Consider the following 18,148-nt stretch of genomic DNA (forward strand, 5'->3'; position numbering starts at 1 on the left):
GATGTATGCCCGATAAGCACCAGCGCTATCGGGCATCTTTCCGGACGCGGCGTCAACGCCTTATCCGGCCAATACTCTTTTTATTTCTCTTTTCCCCGGCCGTACATCCCCTGAAAAAGCTGCGCTACATCGACAAAATACTCCGTCAGATAGTTAATCACCACCTGGACCTTGAGCGGCAGTTTGTCTTTTTCGGTATATAGCGCATAGACCGGACGCGGATCCGACTGGTAGCGGGGAAGGAGGATCTCCACTTCGCCACGATTGATCTCATTGATCACCCACATCAGCGGAACATAGGCAATGCCCGCACCCGCAGCCAGCCAGCGCACCAATGTCATCGGATCGTTAGTCACAAAACGACCCTCTGGGATCAGGCGGGTGGAAATTCCTTCCGGAGCGATAAGCTCGAATTCATTATCCGGGCGCACGCTGTATTCCAGCCACGAGTGGTTGCTGAGATCGGCGGGTTTCTCCGGGGCACCAAACTGTGCGAGATAGCTTTTAGCCGCGCAGACCACCATCGGCATGGCGCCCAGGCGACGCGAGAACAGACTGGAGTCCTGCAACGCACCGACGCGGATGACCACGTCCAGACCATCGGCGATTAAATCCGGTGCCGGGATGCCTGTTACCGGATTTACCGTCAGACCGGGGTATTCCTTCAGCATGGTCGCAGTCAATCCGGCGAGGACATTTTGTGCCATGGTTGAAGAACAACCAATGCGCAGCGTACCGATGGGCGTGTTGTTAAAGGCATAAAGCTGCTCGTGAACATCCTGCACTTCGTGCAGCATTCTCCGGCAGCCCTGATAGTAAATTTTACCAGCTTCGGTCAGCCCAATGCTGCGTGTACTGCGGTTTAACAGCTTGACCTGTAGCTCATCTTCCAGTTTAGAGACCGTCTGGCTTATCGATGAAACGCTCATTTGTAGCTGTCTTGCGGCGGCGGTGAAGGAGCCCAGTTCGACGACTTTGGCGAACACCGACATACGTTTTAATCGTTCCATTGTTCACTCTGGCTTAAAAGTGATTTAGATCACATAATATAGATAACAGCATAACAGTTACGTTAATATATTATTATTCAAATAACAGCTATGTCGCTCTCGCCTGGCTCATCCTTGCCCTTCTCTGCGGTGACATACGCTAGAAAATCTATCACCTGCACTCTCTTAAGTTACCAAGGTCAACATGAGTCTGTTTCCCGTTATCGTGGTGTTTGGTTTGTCCTTCCCACCGATTTTTTTCGAATTACTTTTGTCACTGGCGATTTTCTGGCTGGTGCGCCGGATGCTGGTTCCAACCGGCATCTATGATTTTGTCTGGCATCCGGCTCTGTTTAACACCGCGCTGTATTGCTGCCTGTTCTATTTAATAACGCGCCTGTTCGTTTGAGGTTGAAGTGAAAACACTAACAAAAAAACTCTCCCGTACGGCCACGACTCTCGTACTGGTCATTCTGGCCTTCATCGCTATTTTTCGCGCATGGGTGTATTACACCGAGTCGCCATGGACACGTGATGCGCGTTTCAGCGCGGAAGTTGTCGCTATTGCGCCGGATGTTGCGGGTCTTATTTCCAACGTTAACGTCCATGATAACCAACTGGTGAAAAAGGATCAGATTCTGTTCACCATCGATCAGCCACGCTACAAGAAAGCCCTTGAGCAGGCCGAAGCTGATGTTTCTTATTATCAGGTTCTGGCCCAGGAAAAACGCCAGGAGGCTGGACGTCGTAACCGCCTTGGCGTGCAGGCCATGTCTCGTGAAGAGATTGACCAGTCAAACAACGTCCTGCAAACCGTATTACACCAGCTTGCGAAAGCACAAGCGACCCGCGACCTGGCAAAATTAGATCTGGAACGTACCGTCATCCGCGCACCAGCAGACGGTTGGGTCACTAACCTGAACGTCTATAGCGGCGAATTTATTACGCGTGGTTCCACAGCGGTGGCACTGGTCAAACAGCATTCTTTCTATGTGCTGGCCTATATGGAAGAAACCAAACTGGAAGGCGTTCGCCCTGGTTATCGCGCTGAGATCACCCCGTTGGGCAGTAATAATGTCTTAAAAGGCACCGTTGATAGCGTGGCGGCGGGGGTAACAAATGCCAGCAGTACGCAGGATGCAAAAGGTATGGCGACCATTGATTCAAATCTGGAATGGGTGCGCCTGGCGCAGCGTGTACCGGTGCGAATCCGCCTTGATGAACAGCAGGGAACTCTGTGGCCTGCCGGGACAACGGCTACCGTTGTCATTACCGGTAAGCAGGACCGTGATGCAAGCCAGGAGTCCTTCTTCCGTAAAATGGCGCACCGCCTGCGCGAGTTTGGTTAATCGTGATGGGTATTTTCTCCATTGCCAACCAGCATATCCGCTTTGCGGTAAAACTGGCGTGCGCGATTGTACTGGCGCTGTTCGTTGGTTTTCACTTCCAACTTGAAACTCCGCGTTGGGCGGTGCTGACTGCAGCTATTGTGGCGGCAGGCCCGGCCTTTGCTGCCGGTGGGGAACCCTATTCAGGGGCTATTCGCTATCGCGGCATGCTGCGTATTGTCGGGACATTTATCGGTTGTATTGCCGGACTGATCATTATCATCAGTATGATCCGCGCTCCGTTATTGATGATCCTGGTGTGCTGTATTTGGGCCGGTTTTTGTACCTGGATCTCGTCACTGGTGAAGATCGAGAACTCCTATGCCTGGGGGCTTTCGGGCTATACGGCGCTGATCATCGTCATTACCATTCAGGCTGAACCGCTGCTGACGCCACAGTTTGCACTCGAACGTTGCAGTGAAATTGTGATGGGGATTGTCTGCGCCATTGTGGCCGATCTGCTTTTTTCTCCCCGTTCGATAAAACAAGAGATTGATGTTGAGCTGGATAGCCTGCTGGTGGCGCAATATCAACTGATGCAGTTGTGCATTAAGCACGGCGACAGCGAGGTTGTGGATAAAGCCTGGGGCGATTTAGTCCGTCGTACGGCAGCGCTGGAAGGCATGCGCAGTAACCTGAATATGGAGTCTTCACGCTGGGGGCGTGCTAACCGCAGGCTTAAAGCATTGAACACGCTGTCGCTCACGCTCATCACGCAGTCCTGTGAAACCTATCTTATTCAAAATACCCGCCCGGAACTTATCACCGACACCTTCCGCGAGTTGTTCGATACGTCGGTTGAAACGGCGCAGGATGTCCACAAACAGCTGAAGCGGATGCGTCGGGTGATTGCCTGGACTGGCGAGCGCGAAACGCCGGTCACCATATACAGCTGGGCGGGGGCCGCGACGCGCTACCTGCTGCTCAAACGTGGTGTGGTGAGTAATACCAAGATTAGCGCTACGGAAGAAGAGATCCTGCAAGGTGAGCCGGTGGTGAAAGTGGAGTCTGCCGAGCGTCATCATGCGATGGTTAACTTCTGGCGTACCACGCTTTCTTGTGTGCTGGGGACCTTATTCTGGCTATGGACCGGATGGACTTCCGGCAGCGGTGCAATGGTGATGATTGCGGTCGTCACCTCGCTGGCAATGCGTTTGCCAAATCCTCGCATGGTGGCGATAGACTTTATCTATGGGACGTTGGCAGCGTTACCGCTCGGAGCGCTCTATTTCCTGGTGATTATCCCTAATACGCAACAAAGCATGCTGTTACTGTGTCTGAGCCTGGCGGTGCTGGGATTCTTTCTGGGGATTGAGGTACAGAAACGACGGTTGGGATCGATGGGGGCGCTGGCCAGCACCATTAATATCATTGTGCTGGATAACCCGATGACCTTCCACTTTAGCCAGTTCCTTGATAGTGCGCTGGGGCAGATTGTTGGCTGCGTGTTGGCGTTTATCGTCATTCTGCTGGTGCGTGATAACTCCCGTGACAGAACAGGCCGCGTATTGCTCAACCAGTTCGTGTCGGCGGCGGTTTCAGCAATGACCACCAATGTAGTCCGTCGTAAAGAAAATCATCTTCCGGCACTTTATCAGCAGCTGTTTTTGCTGATGAACAAGTTTCCCGGCGATCTGGCGAAGTTTCGCCTGGCGCTGACGATGATCATCGCGCACCAGCGCCTGCGTGATGCACCGGTACCGGTAAACGAGGATCTATCTGCGTTCCATCGTCAGCTTCGGCGTACTGCCGATTACGTAATTTCAGCAGGAAATGACGACAAGCGCCGACGCTACTTTAGCCAGTTACTGGAGGAGCTCGAGGTCTACCAGGAGAAATTAATTATCTGGCAAGCACCGCCGCAGGTGACCGAGCCGGTAAAACGACTCAGTGGGATGCTGCACAAATACCAGCATGCGCTGGTCAGTAATTAAGAGTTGTAAACCGACGCTAAAAGCGTCGGTTTTTTTATGGCTATACTTACCTGAAAATGCGAGAGACCCTTGGATATTGGCGGTCTGTAGAGTAGCTGGCGTCGGGATGGTGGCTATAGATGAACATCTATACATTTGATTTTGACGAGATAGAAGATCAGGGCGATTTCTATCGCGAGTTCACGCGCACATTCGGTCTGGCCCGGGAAAAGGTGGTTGATTTGGATTCTCTGTGGGAGGTGGTGATCGGGGAAGTCTTGCCGCTGCCGCTGGAGATTGAATTTGTCCATTTACCGGAGAAGCTGCGCAGGCGATACGGCGCGTTGATTTTACTGTTCGATGAAGCGGAAGAAGAGCTGGAAGGGCAGTTGCGTTTTAACGTTCGTCACTCAATGTAAGACATAAAAAAGCCCCCGGCAGGCGGGGGCAAGTCGTCGGACTTAGACGACGAGGGTTTATTTGTAGAGTTCTGCAGTAGCGTGCCAGTGAGCACCTTCACGGAGTTCGGTGACGCGATAGCTGCTGGCGCCTGCTTTTTCAGCTTTAGCGGCGATGGCCTGACGCATGTCCATTGGTGAACTACCGATCTGAGAGACGGAGACGCTACCGATGGATTGCAGATTCTGTGCTTCTTGTGAGTTCACCTGAGTAACCGCGGCGCTTGCACCGAAGGAGAGAACAGAAAGAAGGCTTAAGGTTGCAATAGTAGTTTTGATTTTCATGATATTTACCTCGTCGAATTCTTTTATTGGGGGTCTGTGTTTCGTGACCCTCATCACAAAATCAAGTATACACTAATCACCCAATAAATTAATACCACGCTAATTGTTTCACTGGGTTTTGAGTGTTAAGAAAATGATTTTTTATAACTCAATGGAATTAAAAAGAGCATTTCAAACAGCTTATACAAAATAAATTTAATTAAATCATGTAGATGCTTTATTTTGCAAAATGTGCGTTTTTAAGGCTGCATATTCACCATGTGAATGTGTTTTGATGGTTAAACGCACCATTTGTTAAATCAATAGCAGTGGAAAAGAGAAGGAGGGGGATGAAAAGAGAGTGTTTTCCCCCGCCGCGAGGCGACGGGGAGGCGGTATTACAGTTCTTGTTCGAACAGTTCCAGAATGGCTTCGTACAGATCTTTTACCGTAAAACCCTTAGCTGGGGTGGTGAAGATGGTATCGTCACCTGCAATCGTACCCAGGATACCTTCCGCTTTCCCCAATGAGTCCAGCAGACGTGCAATCAACTGAGCAGCGCCGGGGCTGGTATGAATAACTACGACCGCATCGTTATAGTCGATATCCAACACCAGATTTTTCAGCGGGCTTGAGGTCGTGGGTACGCCCAGCTCCGCCGGAAGACAGTACACCATTTCCATTTTCGCATTGCGGGTACGCACGGCGCCAAATTTGGTCAGCATGCGTGAAACCTTGGACTGATTGATATTATCAAAGCCCTGATCCTGCAACGCGAGGACGATTTCGCCTTGAGAGCTGAACTTTTCTTCTTTAAGCAGCGCTTTAAACGCCTTTACTAATTCTTCTTGTTTTGCCGAGCTTCGCATAAGTCACCCGTAATATGGCGGTAGAAACAACATTATTGTGCATACAGATGAATTTTTATGCAAACAGTCTGCCTTGTTCAAGGCTGAAATAATGTTATGAAAGAGCGGAATTTTATCAAATTTCGTTATCAAGAAACATGCCTGTGTCACGGCTCGCAAATAAGGTTAAAAGTAAATTAAATGTTATCAAATTGATGTTGTTTTGAGAGGCGGGTAGGGTATATTGTCAGCACCTGTTGGAAAGTTGCTCTACTGTGTGGGTGGTTTTGAATTACGTAACTTAGGTTTTATTTTACGTAAGTTAAATGCATAAAAGCCAAATTTGCGTGACTACGCATTCTTGACGCGTGGTTGTTGTATTCATTGGATTTGTGAATTAAGGTCGCCGCCGCGGAGCAATAGACATTTTGCTTATCAATATAATAAGGAGTTTAGGATGAAAGTTGCAGTCCTCGGCGCTGCTGGTGGTATCGGTCAGGCGCTAGCATTACTGTTAAAAACCCAACTGCCTTCAGGTTCAGAACTCTCCCTGTACGACATCGCTCCAGTAACACCTGGTGTGGCCGTTGATTTGAGCCATATCCCTACTGCTGTGAAAATCAAAGGCTTCAGCGGCGAAGATGCTACCCCTGCACTGGAAGGTGCTGATGTGGTACTGATCTCTGCGGGTGTCGCACGTAAACCGGGTATGGATCGTTCCGACCTGTTCAACGTCAACGCCGGAATCGTGAAGAACCTGGTGCAGCAAGTTGCTAAAACCTGCCCGAAAGCGTGTATCGGTATCATCACCAACCCGGTGAATACTACCGTTGCTATCGCTGCAGAAGTGCTGAAAAAAGCAGGCGTATACGATAAGAACAAACTGTTTGGCGTGACCACGCTGGACATCATCCGCTCCAACACCTTTGTTGCGGAACTGAAAGGCAAACAACCAGGCGACGTTGAAGTTCCGGTTATTGGCGGCCATTCTGGCGTGACCATCCTGCCACTGCTGTCACAAATTCCTGGCGTAAGCTTCACCGAACAAGAAGCAGCTGACCTGACTAAACGTATCCAGAATGCGGGTACTGAAGTTGTGGAAGCCAAAGCCGGTGGCGGTTCTGCAACCCTGTCTATGGGTCAGGCTGCTGCACGTTTCGGCCTGTCCCTGGTTCGCGCATTGAGCGGCGAAAAAGGTGTGGTTGAATGTGCTTACGTTGAAGGCGACGGCCAGTATGCTCGTTTCTTCTCTCAGCCGCTGCTGCTGGGTAAAAACGGCGTAGAAGAGCGTCAGTCTATCGGCAAGCTGAGCGCGTTTGAACAAAGCTCGCTGGAAGGCATGCTGGATACGCTGAAAAAAGATATTACTCTGGGCGAAGAGTTCGTTAAGTAACGCGAGAGAGGCCTGCGTGTATTTGTAGGCCTGATAAGCGTAGCGCCATCAGGCATTACGTACTAACTCTCTACGATATCGCCTAATAAAAACCGGAGCCAACATGCTCCGGTTTTTTTATGGTCAGTAGGCCGCCAGACGTGACGTTAATTGGTGGCTGGGTATTCCTGGATCGTTACCTGCAGCGTCAACTGTTTGTCATCACGCATCACGACAACGGAGATAACTGAACCTGGTCGAATCTCTGCCACCTGGTCCATCGTTTCCAGCGCAGACACCGCCGGTTTGTTATTGACCGAGATAATCAGATCGTTAACCTGAATGCCTGCCTGTGCTGCCGGACCATCCGGGGAAACTTCGTTAACCACAATCCCCTGAATTTGATCCATCCCGCCGCCCTGAGCGTGCAGTGGTGCAATTTCGCGACCGCTGATACCGATGTAGCCACGAATCACGCGCCCGTCACGAATCAGCTTATCCATGATTTTAGTCGCCAACTGAAACGGAATGGCAAAACCGATCCCTTCCGGGGTTTCGCCATCGTTGCTCTTATCAAATGACAGCGTGTTAATCCCCATCAATTCACCCAGTGAGTTGACCAGCGCACCGCCGGAGTTTCCGTGGTTGATGGAAGCATCTGTTTGCAGGAAGTTTTGCCGTCCTGTCGGGTTCAGGCCAATTCGACCGGTGGCGCTGATGATCCCCTGAGTGATGGTTTGCCCAAGGTTGTACGGGTTACCGATGGCGAGTACTACGTCACCAATGTGCGGCACGCGTTTGTTATTAATTGGGATTGTTGGCAGCCCGCCAGTGGCGTTGATTTTCAGCACCGCAAGGTCGGTTAACGTATCAGACCCCACAAGCAGCGCTTCAAATACGCGGCCGTCCTGCAATGCGACGATGATTTGGTCGGCATCGTTAATGACGTGCTTATTGGTAATGATATAGCCGCGCTGATCCATGATAACGCCTGAGCCGAGCGTGCGGATCTCAAGCTGGTTGTGCGCGGTACTGTTCATACTGCGGTTATAAACGTTCACAACGGCAGGCGCTGCGCGGCGAACCGCCGAGTTATAGCTGGCAGGCGTTTCATCTGCACTGTCGAACTGCGGTGCGGTAAGCGTATTAATTTTTCGCAGAGAGGGCATCGCGGCCAGCAGGATGGCGCCGACGATTAAACCAATCGCGACCGAACGTAAAAGCTTCACAAACATGATGGCGGCGTCATTAATAAAGGGAACGGCAGCAGCATATCACGAGTTTGCCGGACATCACACGAGGGGCTGATGTCCGGTTGCATGCGTTAACGCAGGAGCAGGTAAATACTCTCGTTACCGCGCACCACCTGCAGAGCAATGATCGACGGTTTCGCTTCCAGCACTTTTCGCATTTCGGCGATTGAGTTTACGCGATCGCGGTTAACGCCAATGATAACGTCATCTTTATGCAGACCGGCCTGTGCGGCAGGGCTGCTTTTTTCTACGTTATCAATTCTGATGCCTTTGGTGCCGTCTTTTAACTGACCGTCGCTGAGCGTGGCCCCTTGCAACGCAGGCGCAATCATCTCTGCGCTGGCGGACGATGATGTGCTGGTATCGAGGGTGACTTCAACCTCGAGCGGTTTACCGTTACGCAGCAGGCCCAGTTTGACCTTGGTCCCAGGTTCAGTTGTCGCAATGCGTGAACGCAGTTCGGCGAAGCTGTTGAGCGGTTTACCGTTGAGGCTGGTAATGACGTCACCTGATTTCACCCCTGCTTTTGCGGAGCCGGAGTTAGGCAGAACCTCACTGACAAACGCGCCACGCTGTACGTCCAGTTTGAACGCTTTGGCGATATCCGAGGTCATTTCGGTGCCTTTGATACCCAACAGACCGCGTTTGATTTCACCAAACTGCATCAGCTGCTGTGCCAGCGTGCGCGCCATGTTGCTCGGGATTGCAAAACCAATCCCGATGCTGCCGCCGCCGGGGGCCAGAATCGCGGTGTTAATACCGATCAGCTCACCGTTCAGGTTGAGCAATGCGCCGCCGGAGTTACCGCGGTTGATAGAGGCGTCAGTCTGAATAAAGTTTTCCAGACCTTCCAGGTTCAACCCACTGCGACCCAAGGCAGATACAATGCCGGAGGTGGCTGTTTGACCCAAACCGAACGGGTTACCCACAGCCACCGCGAAATCACCCACGCGGAGTTTATCGGAGTCAGCAATGGCAATTTGCGTCAGGTTGCTGGGGTGCTGAATTTGTAGCAGTGCGATATCGCTCTGATCGTCGCTGCCGATAAGCTTAGCGTCGAACTCACGGCCATCATTAAGCTGAACGCTGATTTTTTGCGCCTGATTAATAACGTGGTTATTGGTCAGAACATAGCCTTTGGCTGCGTCAATGATGACCCCTGAGCCCAGCCCTTCAAAGGGTTGTGACGGTTGATCGGGAAGTTCATCACCAAAAAACTTTTTGAACTCTTCCGGGACTTTCTGCCCCTGAGTGGCAGTACCTTCAACCCTTACGCTCACCACTGCAGGTAACACTTTCTCCAGCATCGGAGCGAGGCTGGGAAGCGCAGCCTGACCGGGAACCTGGCCGGGGATAGACGCTGCGGCCGGGAATGGCGCCGAGAGAGTTAACCCGACACTTAACGCTAATGCACTCAACAGCTGGGTTTGTTTTTTCATGGATCCTGCTCTCGTACCTTGAGTAAACGGAAGATGATTCAAAACAGGTTGATGTTATTGAATTTTCGGTTAGGTCACAATGCGGCTAACGACTAAATAATAGCTGGGACAGGAAGAGAAGCGGAGGGCGCAATTGCTGCGCCCAATAAATTTCTTAACGATGTGCGGTTAGTCGCGCTTTGCGCCGCTACGCAGCAGGCCGGATGCCCCTTCAGAATAGTCACGTGGCATCTGAACCGGCGCCTGATCGTTGCCTGCTTCAGACTCTGCCAGACGGTTACGGAACGGGTTGTTTTCCGGCGACATACCCGGCAGCAGGTTGCTGGAGCTTTTCGCCATGTGCTGGTAAATCTGACGATAATCATCCGCCATGTTATCCAGCAATTCAGCGCTGCGGGCAAAGTGGCTCACCAGCTCTTCGCGGTACTCTTCCAGCTCAGCTTTATTTTTTTCCAGTTCGTACTGCAATGCCTGCTGTTGGCGTAATTTACGATTACCAAAACGCATGGCTACAGCACCAATAATGATACCGACGACTAACCCAATTAGCGCATATTCCCAGGTCATGAACATCTCCCGTTGTCTTGTGTTTCCGTAGGGTGTTGGCTTTAGGCTCCATGCCTGCGCCTGATTATGCCACTATAACCGCTAATCCCGTAGAAGTGGAATCCCGTGTTTATATCACGTAATGTAGAACGGCCTTTTTTTCGTCAACCGTGAGCGACGGCACATCGATTCTCAAGGAATAACAATAACATCATGCAAAGCCTTTCCCCGACATCGCGTTACCAGCAAGCCCTCAACGACGGCAGTCATCAACCCGACAACGTACAACTCGAAGCCGTGAATCGACTGGAAACAATTTTCCAGGCGCTTACAACGCCAGCACGTCCTGCGCCGCAGGAGAGTGGACTGATGGCGCGTTTTGGTAAATTGCTGGGCAAGCGTGAGTCACCGATCAACGCACCGGTGCGTGGTTTATATATGTGGGGCGGAGTTGGGCGCGGAAAAACCTGGCTGATGGATCTGTTCTACCATAGCCTGCCGGGCGAACGTAAACAGCGTTTGCACTTTCACCGTTTTATGCTGCGCGTGCATGAAGAGCTTACTGCCTTACAGGGGCAGAGCGATCCGCTGGAAATCATCGCCGACCGCTTTAAGGCCGAAACGGACGTGCTGTGCTTCGACGAATTTTTTGTTTCTGATATCACCGATGCCATGCTGCTTGGCGGCCTGATGAAGGCGCTGTTTGCCCGCGGTATTACGCTGGTGGCGACCTCCAATATTCCGCCAGATGAGCTGTATCGCAACGGTTTGCAACGCACGCGTTTTCTTCCTGCCATTGATGCCATCAAACAGCATTGTGACATCATGAATGTCGATGCCGGCGTCGATTATCGTCTGCGTACCTTAACGCAGGCGCATTTGTGGTTGTCGCCATTGAATGAGGAAACCCGCCAGCAGATGGATAAGCTTTGGCTGGCATTAGCGGGAACCAAAGGTGAACATGCGCCAACGCTGGAGATCAATCATCGTCCGATGCAGACGCTGGCCGTCGAAAACCAAACGCTGGCGGTGTCGTTTACCACGCTCTGCGTCGATGCCCGGAGTCAGCATGACTATATTGCGCTGTCGCGTCTGTTTCACACGGTGCTGTTGTCTGATGTGCCGGTCATGACCCCGCTGATGGAGAGTGAAGCGCGACGCTTTATCGCATTGGTGGATGAGTTCTACGAACGCCACGTCAAGCTGGTGGTCAGTGCGGCATCACCCCTCTATGAAATTTATCAGGGCGAGCGTCTGAAGTTTGAATTTCAGCGTTGTTTGTCGCGTTTGCAGGAGATGCAAAGCGAAGAGTATCTGAAGCGGGAACATTTAGCCGGTTAAACCTGCCGCAAATCACATAAAGGGGTCGATCTTTGACCCTGACTTCTCTATAATCTTGCGACCCCACGTTACGAGAGAGTTTTTTTCCCAAAACTTTCTATGCGCCGGCATAGGCTATTCGAAGGGGTAGGTTTGCTGGACAATGTCGTGTGAACCTCAACTGACAAAACGTTTGGGTGTTCACCAACGTGTAACTTATTTATTTGGGTAAGCTTTTAATGAAAACTTTTACAGCTAAACCAGAAACCGTAAAACGCGACTGGTATGTTGTTGACGCGACCGGTAAAACTCTGGGCCGTCTGGCTTCCGAACTGGCTCTGCGCCTGCGCGGTAAGCACAAAGCGGAATACACTCCGCACGTAGATACCGGTGATTACATCATCGTTCTGAACGCTGACAAAGTTGCTGTAACCGGCAACAAGCGTACTGACAAAGTGTACTATCACCACACCGGCCACATCGGTGGTATCAAACAAGCGACCTTTGAAGAGATGATTGCTCGCCGTCCTGAGCGTGTGCTTGAAATCGCGGTTAAAGGCATGCTGCCAAAAGGCCCGCTGGGTCGTGCTATGTTCCGTAAACTGAAAGTTTACGCTGGCAACGAGCACAACCACGCGGCACAGCAACCGCAAGTTCTTGACATCTAATCGGGATTATAGGCAATGGCTGAAAATCAATACTACGGCACTGGTCGCCGCAAAAGTTCCGCAGCTCGCGTTTTCATCAAACCGGGCAGTGGTAAAATCGTAATCAACCAACGTTCTCTGGAACAGTACTTCGGTCGTGAAACTGCCCGCATGGTAGTTCGTCAGCCGCTGGAACTGGTCGACATGGTTGAGAAACTGGATCTGTACATCACTGTTAAAGGTGGTGGTATCTCTGGTCAGGCTGGTGCGATCCGTCACGGTATCACCCGCGCTCTGATGGAGTACGACGAATCCCTGCGTGGCGAACTGCGTAAAGCTGGCTTCGTTACCCGTGATGCTCGTCAGGTTGAACGTAAGAAAGTCGGTCTGCGTAAAGCACGTCGTCGTCCTCAGTTCTCCAAACGTTAATTGTACTCTGCTTCGGCAGACGACAATTTGCGAAAAAACCCGCTTCGGCGGGTTTTTTTATCGTTATTTCTCGCCTCAGATCCACGGTAATCCGCTGATTGCCACCTCTTTTTCCCCATTTCAAGAATCGACTCACCACAAAGGTCACAAAATCTGGTAAACTATCATCCAATTTTCTGCCCAAATGTCCGGTATCGTTCATTTTTTGTTTGTATTTTGAACAGTAATGACTTTCCCGAGTCTGGGTGACATCACTTCTGGCTGGCCACTGAGTGGCTGGTAGCAGTAAAAATTCTGAATATACCTGGAGGTTTTCATGGCTGTCGCTGCCAACAAACGTTCGGTAATGACGCTGTTTTCTGGTCCTACTGACATCTATAGCCATCAGGTCCGCATTGTGCTGGCTGAGAAAGGTGTTAGTTTCGAGATTGAGCATGTGGAGAAGGACAATCCACCTCAGGATCTGATCGACCTCAACCCGAATCAGAGCGTACCGACACTGGTGGATCGTGAGCTGACCCTGTGGGAATCTCGCATCATTATGGAATACCTGGATGAGCGCTTCCCGCATCCGCCGCTGATGCCGGTTTACCCGGTTGCGCGTGGTGAAAGCCGCCTGTACATGCAGCGTATTGAAAAAGACTGGTACACGCTGATGAACGTCATCGTGAACGGTTCTGCATCTGAAGCCGAAGTCGCGCGTAAGCGTCTGCGCGAAGAACTGCTGGCAATCGCGCCAGTATTTGGCCAGAAACCTTACTTCCTGAGCGATGAGTTCAGCCTGGTAGACTGCTACCTGGCGCCGCTGCTGTGGCGTTTACCGCAGCTGGGTATTGAATTCAACGGTGCAGGTTCGAAAGAACTGAAAGGGTACATGACTCGCGTCTTCGAACGTGACTCTTTCCTGGCTTCTCTGACTGAGCCTGAACGTGAAATGCGTCTGGGCCGGGGTTAACCTGTATGGATTTGCCACAGCTAACACCACGCCGTCCGTATCTGCTGCGCGCGTTCTATGAGTGGTTGCTGGACAACCAGCTCACGCCGCATCTGGTGGTGGATGTGACGCTCCAGGACGTGCAGGTTCCAATGGAATATGCGCGTGACGGGCAAATTGTTCTGAATATTGCACCGCGTGCGGTGGGCAACCTGGAACTGGCTAACGATGAAGTGCGCTTTAACGCGCGCTTCGGTGGTGTGCCGCGTCAGGTGTCTGTGCCGTTGGCTGCCGTTCTGGCAATTTATGCACGTGAAAATGGCGCCGGTACGATGTTCGAACCGGAAGCCGCCTACGACGAAGATGTTGCCAGCTTAAATGATGACGACAACGACACGTCTGGTTTTGAGAGTGAAACGGTCATGTCGGTCATTGATGGCGATAAACCTGATAATGGCGACGACAACGATCCGGATGATACTCCGCCACCGCCTCGCGGTGGGCGTCCAGCGCTGCGCGTAGTGAAATAAATAGTGAAATAAAAAACAGGCCCTTTGGGGCCTGTTCTGTTTTCTGGCTTTGGTATCAATAAAACAGCGCGATGGTGGCTACCATATTCACCACAAATCCTACGGCCATCGGGATTGCTGTACGTTTTACCACTTCAAAGGGCGATACGCCGGCAATACCTGAAGTCACGACGATCACTGCGGTAATAGGTGACACCGCGCGGGCAAGCGTAGTGGCAAAATGCATCGGCATAATCATTACTACGGCAGGAATATGCAGCCCGGCGGCAATATCCGGAATGAGGCTGGCAAAAGACATAAACGGCGCGTTGCCTGACCCCATGACGATTGCGCAGGCGGCGATGACAACCGCCATGATGATCATCACGCCGATACCGCCAAGACCGGAATGCTCTGCGCCTTTTATTACGGCATCGACAGTCCCGATAGTCGTCAACCCTTTCGCAAAGATTTCACCGGCGACCACCAGGGTGACAACGTTGGCAAACTGCGTCCCCATGCCGTCAAAAAAAGCCTGCACATCATCCATCGTTTCGCGCAGATTATGTTTATGCAGGAATTCAACAAACATAGTCAGCGTCATGCTCATTAACATCACCACCACCAGATTCAACTCAGCTTTCATTAGCCCCATTTGTGCAAGGGCAAGCGAGCCCAGCATCAGGATCAGCGGCATCACCGGTAAAATGGCGTAATAGAGCGGGGGTACGTTTTCCAGCGTCTTATGTTCCGCAAATCCGTTACTTTCCGGTGCGGCTTTTTTATCAAATTGACGCTGAACGAAAAAATGCGCAATGGCGACGGCGACAATGACACACGACGCGACGGGCAACTGGTATTGAAAGAAATAGGTGGCGATTTTCATGCCCGCGACCTGCGCGGCAAAAATAGAGTTGGTTTCCAGAATGCCCCATTCAATCGACATCGAAGTGGCAATGACCGCAACAGCGGATAAACGGCTCACGCCAAGACTAACCAGCGTTGGGAACAGCGTCACCATCAGCAACATACCTAACCCGGATGCGCTGGTAATGAACTGCGCCATGATCTGACCAATCACATAGGTGGCGGCAAGAACTACATAGGGGGAACGGATTAGCTTGAGCGGGCGACTTAACAGGCTAACCATCGCTCTGCTGGCCCCCATCCTGTCCATATAACGGGCATAACCGCCCACCGCCATGATTGATAACCCCAGTCCGGCCGCGCGGTTGGAGAGCATACGCAAAATTTCATTGTAAATATCGACCAGTAGATAGCCACTGCTTTTGTCGTTAGTGACCAATGCGCCGTAGCCCAGCCAGACGCCGCAGATCATCAGGAAGATCCCGGCGGCGGCCAGCACGACCTGCGGTTTGTAGTTTTTGAGGATCAGGTAACCCATCGTTAATAAAACGATGACAGAGATAATGATGCCGAACATTGTTTCACTCCATGTCAGAGAAGAAGATAAATCCGGTAATAACGCTGCTGTCAAAACGGATGTTATATTTTTCTGGGCATTTTTTATGGAGTGAATATCTTATTTTTAATTCGATGGTGTAATTATTTATCGTTATAAAATATACGGTTATGATAAATTATCACGTTCATATTCATAATTTTCATGAAGGTGTTTAACTCCATTCAATTAAAATGAGGTAGAAGATACTCGCTTAAAATAATATTGCTGTTACGTATATTATCAATAGGCCAGCCGGATCAGATCGTCCATCATTTCACCCTGCTTTCGATCCTGTGTTAGGATAAACCCGCTGTTGTTTGTCACCACGACTTAGCTGAATGGACCCTATGAACGCATTTGATTCGCAAGCTGAAGACTCTCCATCCACCATTGGCCGTAGCTTACGCAATCGCCCGTTGGCGCGTAAAAAACTGTCTGAAATGGTTGAAGAAGAACTGGAGCAGATGATTCGTCGTCGGGAGTTTGGCGAGGGCGAACAGTTGCCGTCTGAGCGGGAGCTGATGGCCTTCTTTAACGTGGGCCGTCCTTCTGTACGAGAAGCGCTGGCCGCGTTAAAACGCAAAGGTCTGGTACAAATCAACAACGGCGAGCGCGCCCGCGTTTCGCGTCCTTCAGCTGATACCATCATCAGCGAGCTGTCTGGTATGGCGAAAGATTTCCTCGCACATCCCGGCGGCATTGCCCACTTCGAGCAGTTGCGACTGTTCTTTGAATCCAGCCTGGTACGATACGCCGCCGAACATGCGACAGATGAGCAAATCGACAGACTGGCTAAAGCACTGGAGATCAACAGCCAGTCGCTCGATGACAATACGTTGTTCATCCGCTCGGACGTTGATTTTCACCGTGTACTGGCTGAGATCCCGGGCAATCCTATCTTTATGGCTATCCATGTTGCGCTGTTAGACTGGCTGATTGCCGCCCGTCCGACCGTTGCCGATCAAGAGTTGTATGAACACAATAACGTGAGTTATCAGCAGCATATCGCTATTGTCGACGCAATTCGCCAGCGCGATCCTGAAGAAGCTGACCGCGCACTGCAAGAACACCTCAACAGCGTTTCCGCGACCTGGCACGCCTTCAGCAAAAGTAAAAAGTTGCGTAAGTGATCGCGATCCCGACGATCGTTTAAACACAAAATCATTCAAGTTGCATCAAGGCGGCAAGAGAGCGAGTTCCCTGGAGCATAGATAACTATGTGACAGGGGTGAGCGAACGCAGCTAACGCAGAGGCGGCTCGAAGGATGAAGTGTTTAGTGAAGTAGATCGCACTATAAGCGTTCTGTATTGTATTGCTGCTTATTTGATCTGGTATAACAGGTATAAAGGTATGTAGTCAGATAACACTAATCATCGTCAGAGGTCGTTATGGCAAGAGATTTAAAAGGCGTAATGCCAGCGTTGTTAACCCCATTCGATAACCAACAGAGACTGGACATCGAGAGTCTGCGCCGCCTGGTGCGTTTCAACATTGGTCAGGGTGTCGATGGGCTCTATGTCGGTGGCTCAACGGGTGAGGCCTTTGTCCAAAACCGCGTTGAAAGAGAGCAGGTGCTGGAAATTGTGGCCGAAGAAGCGAAAGGCAAGGTGACGCTGATCGCTCATGTTGGCACGGTGAGCACCGAAGAAAGCCAACAGCTGGCGAGCGCCGCGCATCGTTACGGCTTTGATGCAGTTTCGGCCGTCACGCCGTTTTACTATCCGTTCAGCTTTGAAGAGCATTGCGACCACTACCGCGCAATTATTGATTCAGCTAATGGATTGCCGATGGTGGTCTATAACATCCCGGCGCTGAGCGGCGTAAAACTGACGCTGGATCAGATCAACACGCTGGTGACGCTACCTGGCGTTGGCGCGCTGAAACAAACTTCCGGCGATCTCTATCAGATGGAACAGATCCGCCGCGCTCATCCCGATCTGGTGCTTTATAACGGTTATGACGAGATCTTTGCTTCTGGTTTGCTGGCGGGTGCAGATGGCGGTATCGGTAGCACTTACAACATCATGGGGTGGCGCTATCAGGGAATTGTGAAAGCGCTCAAAGAAGGCGACATCCGCACGGCGCAAAAGCTGCAAACTGAGTGCAATAAGGTTATCGATCTGCTCATTAAGGTTGGCGTGTTCCGCGGCCTGAAAACGGTACTGCACTATATGGATGTGGTTTCTGTCCCACTGTGCCGTAAACCCTTTGCCCCGGTAGATGAACAATATCTGCCGGAACTGAAAGCGCTGGCAAACCAACTGCTGGCGGAAAAGGCGTAATCACGGGTCGCCGGGGGCGTTTCGCTTGCCCGGCCTGGATTTTCGACCGTAGGCCGGGTAAGGCAAAGCCACCACCCGGCACAACAACAAA

The 18,148-nt window shown here is 51.3% G+C and carries 19 protein-coding genes; 12 read left to right on the forward strand and 7 right to left on the reverse strand.

Translation table 11 applies throughout. The annotated features are described in order from the left end of the window. Window positions 1-80: 80 nt before the first annotated feature. Window positions 81-1,010 carry an HTH-type transcriptional activator AaeR gene (aaeR, locus tag SK35_RS02490; protein WP_048215446.1) on the reverse strand — a complete coding sequence of 310 codons (930 nt, stop codon included), beginning with the start codon at window positions 1,008-1,010 and terminating at the stop codon, window positions 81-83. 184 nt (window positions 1,011-1,194) lie between these two features. Between aaeR and aaeX the strand changes: the two genes are divergently transcribed. The 4 genes from aaeX to SK35_RS02510 all read left to right on the forward strand — a co-directional run bounded on the left by aaeX (window position 1,195) and on the right by SK35_RS02510 (window position 4,709). Continuing rightward, window positions 1,195-1,398 (forward strand): p-hydroxybenzoic acid efflux pump operon protein AaeX, encoded by a 204-nt coding sequence (gene aaeX, locus SK35_RS02495; RefSeq protein ID WP_003828816.1) that lies wholly within the window; start codon window positions 1,195-1,197, stop codon window positions 1,396-1,398. 7 nt (window positions 1,399-1,405) lie between these two features. After that, on the forward strand, window positions 1,406-2,338 hold the full coding sequence (aaeA, locus tag SK35_RS02500; RefSeq protein ID WP_003828814.1) for a p-hydroxybenzoic acid efflux pump subunit AaeA: 933 nt from the start codon (window positions 1,406-1,408) through the stop codon (window positions 2,336-2,338). 5 nt (window positions 2,339-2,343) lie between these two features. Further along, window positions 2,344-4,311, forward strand: coding sequence for a p-hydroxybenzoic acid efflux pump subunit AaeB (gene aaeB, locus SK35_RS02505; RefSeq protein ID WP_048215447.1), 1,968 nt, complete (start codon window positions 2,344-2,346; stop codon window positions 4,309-4,311). 119 nt (window positions 4,312-4,430) lie between these two features. After that, the gene (locus SK35_RS02510) at window positions 4,431-4,709 is read left to right on the forward strand and encodes a barstar family protein (RefSeq protein WP_008785955.1); all 279 of its coding nucleotides are present in this window, start codon (window positions 4,431-4,433) and stop codon (window positions 4,707-4,709) included. Between the two features lie 57 nt (window positions 4,710-4,766). Here the strand turns inward: SK35_RS02510 and yhcN are convergent, their stop codons facing one another. Beyond that, a complete protein-coding gene (gene yhcN / locus SK35_RS02515) occupies window positions 4,767-5,033 on the reverse strand; it encodes a peroxide/acid stress response protein YhcN (protein WP_003828812.1) in 267 nt (88 codons plus the stop codon). Window positions 5,034-5,410: 377 nt separating this feature from the next. Then, the gene (gene argR / locus SK35_RS02520; RefSeq protein WP_003025162.1) at window positions 5,411-5,881 is read right to left on the reverse strand and encodes a transcriptional regulator ArgR; all 471 of its coding nucleotides are present in this window, start codon (window positions 5,879-5,881) and stop codon (window positions 5,411-5,413) included. Between the two features lie 436 nt (window positions 5,882-6,317). On the opposite strand from argR, the gene mdh reads away from it, so the two are divergent. Next, window positions 6,318-7,253 (forward strand): malate dehydrogenase, encoded by a 936-nt coding sequence (mdh, locus tag SK35_RS02525; RefSeq protein ID WP_008785953.1) that lies wholly within the window; start codon window positions 6,318-6,320, stop codon window positions 7,251-7,253. Between the two features lie 146 nt (window positions 7,254-7,399). Here mdh and degS read toward each other — a convergent pair whose 3' ends face one another. From degS to zapG, 3 genes are all read right to left on the reverse strand, one after another. Next, complete coding sequence (gene degS, locus SK35_RS02530; protein ID WP_032945146.1) at window positions 7,400-8,467, reverse strand: outer membrane-stress sensor serine endopeptidase DegS; 1,068 nt, start codon at window positions 8,465-8,467, stop codon at window positions 7,400-7,402. 89 nt (window positions 8,468-8,556) lie between these two features. Then, window positions 8,557-9,924: a serine endoprotease DegQ gene (gene degQ / locus SK35_RS02535; RefSeq protein ID WP_008785951.1), complete on the reverse strand. Its 1,368-nt coding sequence runs from the start codon at window positions 9,922-9,924 to the stop codon at window positions 8,557-8,559. 168 nt (window positions 9,925-10,092) lie between these two features. Beyond that, complete coding sequence (gene zapG / locus SK35_RS02540; protein WP_003025147.1) at window positions 10,093-10,491, reverse strand: Z-ring associated protein ZapG; 399 nt, start codon at window positions 10,489-10,491, stop codon at window positions 10,093-10,095. Window positions 10,492-10,683: 192 nt separating this feature from the next. Between zapG and zapE the strand changes: the two genes are divergently transcribed. The 5 genes from zapE (at window position 10,684) to sspB (ending at window position 14,330) form a co-directional block, all read left to right on the forward strand. Beyond that, entirely contained in the window at window positions 10,684-11,811 is a 1,128-nt protein-coding gene (gene zapE, locus SK35_RS02545) for a cell division protein ZapE (RefSeq protein WP_048215448.1), read from the forward strand. A 218-nt stretch (window positions 11,812-12,029) separates the two neighbouring features. After that, window positions 12,030-12,458, forward strand: a complete 429-nt coding sequence (gene rplM / locus SK35_RS02550; RefSeq protein ID WP_003025141.1) for a 50S ribosomal protein L13 — start codon at window positions 12,030-12,032, stop codon at window positions 12,456-12,458. Between the two features lie 15 nt (window positions 12,459-12,473). Then, window positions 12,474-12,866 carry a 30S ribosomal protein S9 gene (gene rpsI, locus SK35_RS02555; RefSeq protein WP_003025138.1) on the forward strand — a complete coding sequence of 131 codons (393 nt, stop codon included), beginning with the start codon at window positions 12,474-12,476 and terminating at the stop codon, window positions 12,864-12,866. 316 nt (window positions 12,867-13,182) lie between these two features. Beyond that, on the forward strand, window positions 13,183-13,821 hold the full coding sequence (sspA, locus tag SK35_RS02560) for a stringent starvation protein SspA (protein ID WP_003025132.1): 639 nt from the start codon (window positions 13,183-13,185) through the stop codon (window positions 13,819-13,821). Window positions 13,822-13,826: 5 nt separating this feature from the next. After that, window positions 13,827-14,330, forward strand: coding sequence for a ClpXP protease specificity-enhancing factor (gene sspB / locus SK35_RS02565; RefSeq protein WP_032945142.1), 504 nt, complete (start codon window positions 13,827-13,829; stop codon window positions 14,328-14,330). A gap of 55 nt (window positions 14,331-14,385) precedes the next feature. Here sspB and dcuC read toward each other — a convergent pair whose 3' ends face one another. Beyond that, window positions 14,386-15,753, reverse strand: coding sequence for an anaerobic C4-dicarboxylate transporter DcuC (gene dcuC, locus SK35_RS02570; RefSeq protein WP_048215449.1), 1,368 nt, complete (start codon window positions 15,751-15,753; stop codon window positions 14,386-14,388). A gap of 359 nt (window positions 15,754-16,112) precedes the next feature. Here dcuC and nanR point away from each other — a divergent pair, with 359 nt between their 5' ends. Continuing rightward, window positions 16,113-16,904 (forward strand): transcriptional regulator NanR, encoded by a 792-nt coding sequence (nanR, locus tag SK35_RS02575; RefSeq protein ID WP_008785946.1) that lies wholly within the window; start codon window positions 16,113-16,115, stop codon window positions 16,902-16,904. A 259-nt stretch (window positions 16,905-17,163) separates the two neighbouring features. Then, the gene (gene nanA / locus SK35_RS02580; RefSeq protein WP_048215450.1) at window positions 17,164-18,057 is read left to right on the forward strand and encodes an N-acetylneuraminate lyase; all 894 of its coding nucleotides are present in this window, start codon (window positions 17,164-17,166) and stop codon (window positions 18,055-18,057) included. Window positions 18,058-18,148: the final 91 nt, after the last annotated feature.

Source organism: Citrobacter sp. MGH105 (assembly GCF_001037485.2).
GTDB lineage: Bacteria > Pseudomonadota > Gammaproteobacteria > Enterobacterales > Enterobacteriaceae > Citrobacter > Citrobacter portucalensis.

Excerpts from the sequence above, each read along its gene's own strand:
- aaeR (WP_048215446.1), bottom strand. The coding sequence starts at position 1,010 with ATGGAACGATTAAAACGTATGTCGGTGTTCGCCAAAGTCGTCGAACTG.
- aaeX (WP_003828816.1), top strand. The coding sequence starts at position 1,195 with ATGAGTCTGTTTCCCGTTATCGTGGTGTTTGGTTTGTCCTTCCCACCG.
- aaeB (WP_048215447.1), top strand. The coding sequence starts at position 2,344 with ATGGGTATTTTCTCCATTGCCAACCAGCATATCCGCTTTGCGGTAAAA.
- SK35_RS02510 (WP_008785955.1), top strand. The coding sequence starts at position 4,431 with ATGAACATCTATACATTTGATTTTGACGAGATAGAAGATCAGGGCGAT.
- yhcN (WP_003828812.1), bottom strand. The coding sequence starts at position 5,033 with ATGAAAATCAAAACTACTATTGCAACCTTAAGCCTTCTTTCTGTTCTC.
- argR (WP_003025162.1), bottom strand. The coding sequence starts at position 5,881 with ATGCGAAGCTCGGCAAAACAAGAAGAATTAGTAAAGGCGTTTAAAGCG.
- mdh (WP_008785953.1), top strand. The coding sequence starts at position 6,318 with ATGAAAGTTGCAGTCCTCGGCGCTGCTGGTGGTATCGGTCAGGCGCTA.
- degS (WP_032945146.1), bottom strand. The coding sequence starts at position 8,467 with ATGTTTGTGAAGCTTTTACGTTCGGTCGCGATTGGTTTAATCGTCGGC.
- degQ (WP_008785951.1), bottom strand. The coding sequence starts at position 9,924 with ATGAAAAAACAAACCCAGCTGTTGAGTGCATTAGCGTTAAGTGTCGGG.
- zapG (WP_003025147.1), bottom strand. The coding sequence starts at position 10,491 with ATGACCTGGGAATATGCGCTAATTGGGTTAGTCGTCGGTATCATTATT.
- zapE (WP_048215448.1), top strand. The coding sequence starts at position 10,684 with ATGCAAAGCCTTTCCCCGACATCGCGTTACCAGCAAGCCCTCAACGAC.
- rplM (WP_003025141.1), top strand. The coding sequence starts at position 12,030 with ATGAAAACTTTTACAGCTAAACCAGAAACCGTAAAACGCGACTGGTAT.
- rpsI (WP_003025138.1), top strand. The coding sequence starts at position 12,474 with ATGGCTGAAAATCAATACTACGGCACTGGTCGCCGCAAAAGTTCCGCA.
- sspA (WP_003025132.1), top strand. The coding sequence starts at position 13,183 with ATGGCTGTCGCTGCCAACAAACGTTCGGTAATGACGCTGTTTTCTGGT.
- sspB (WP_032945142.1), top strand. The coding sequence starts at position 13,827 with ATGGATTTGCCACAGCTAACACCACGCCGTCCGTATCTGCTGCGCGCG.
- dcuC (WP_048215449.1), bottom strand. The coding sequence starts at position 15,753 with ATGTTCGGCATCATTATCTCTGTCATCGTTTTATTAACGATGGGTTAC.
- nanR (WP_008785946.1), top strand. The coding sequence starts at position 16,113 with ATGGACCCTATGAACGCATTTGATTCGCAAGCTGAAGACTCTCCATCC.
- nanA (WP_048215450.1), top strand. The coding sequence starts at position 17,164 with ATGGCAAGAGATTTAAAAGGCGTAATGCCAGCGTTGTTAACCCCATTC.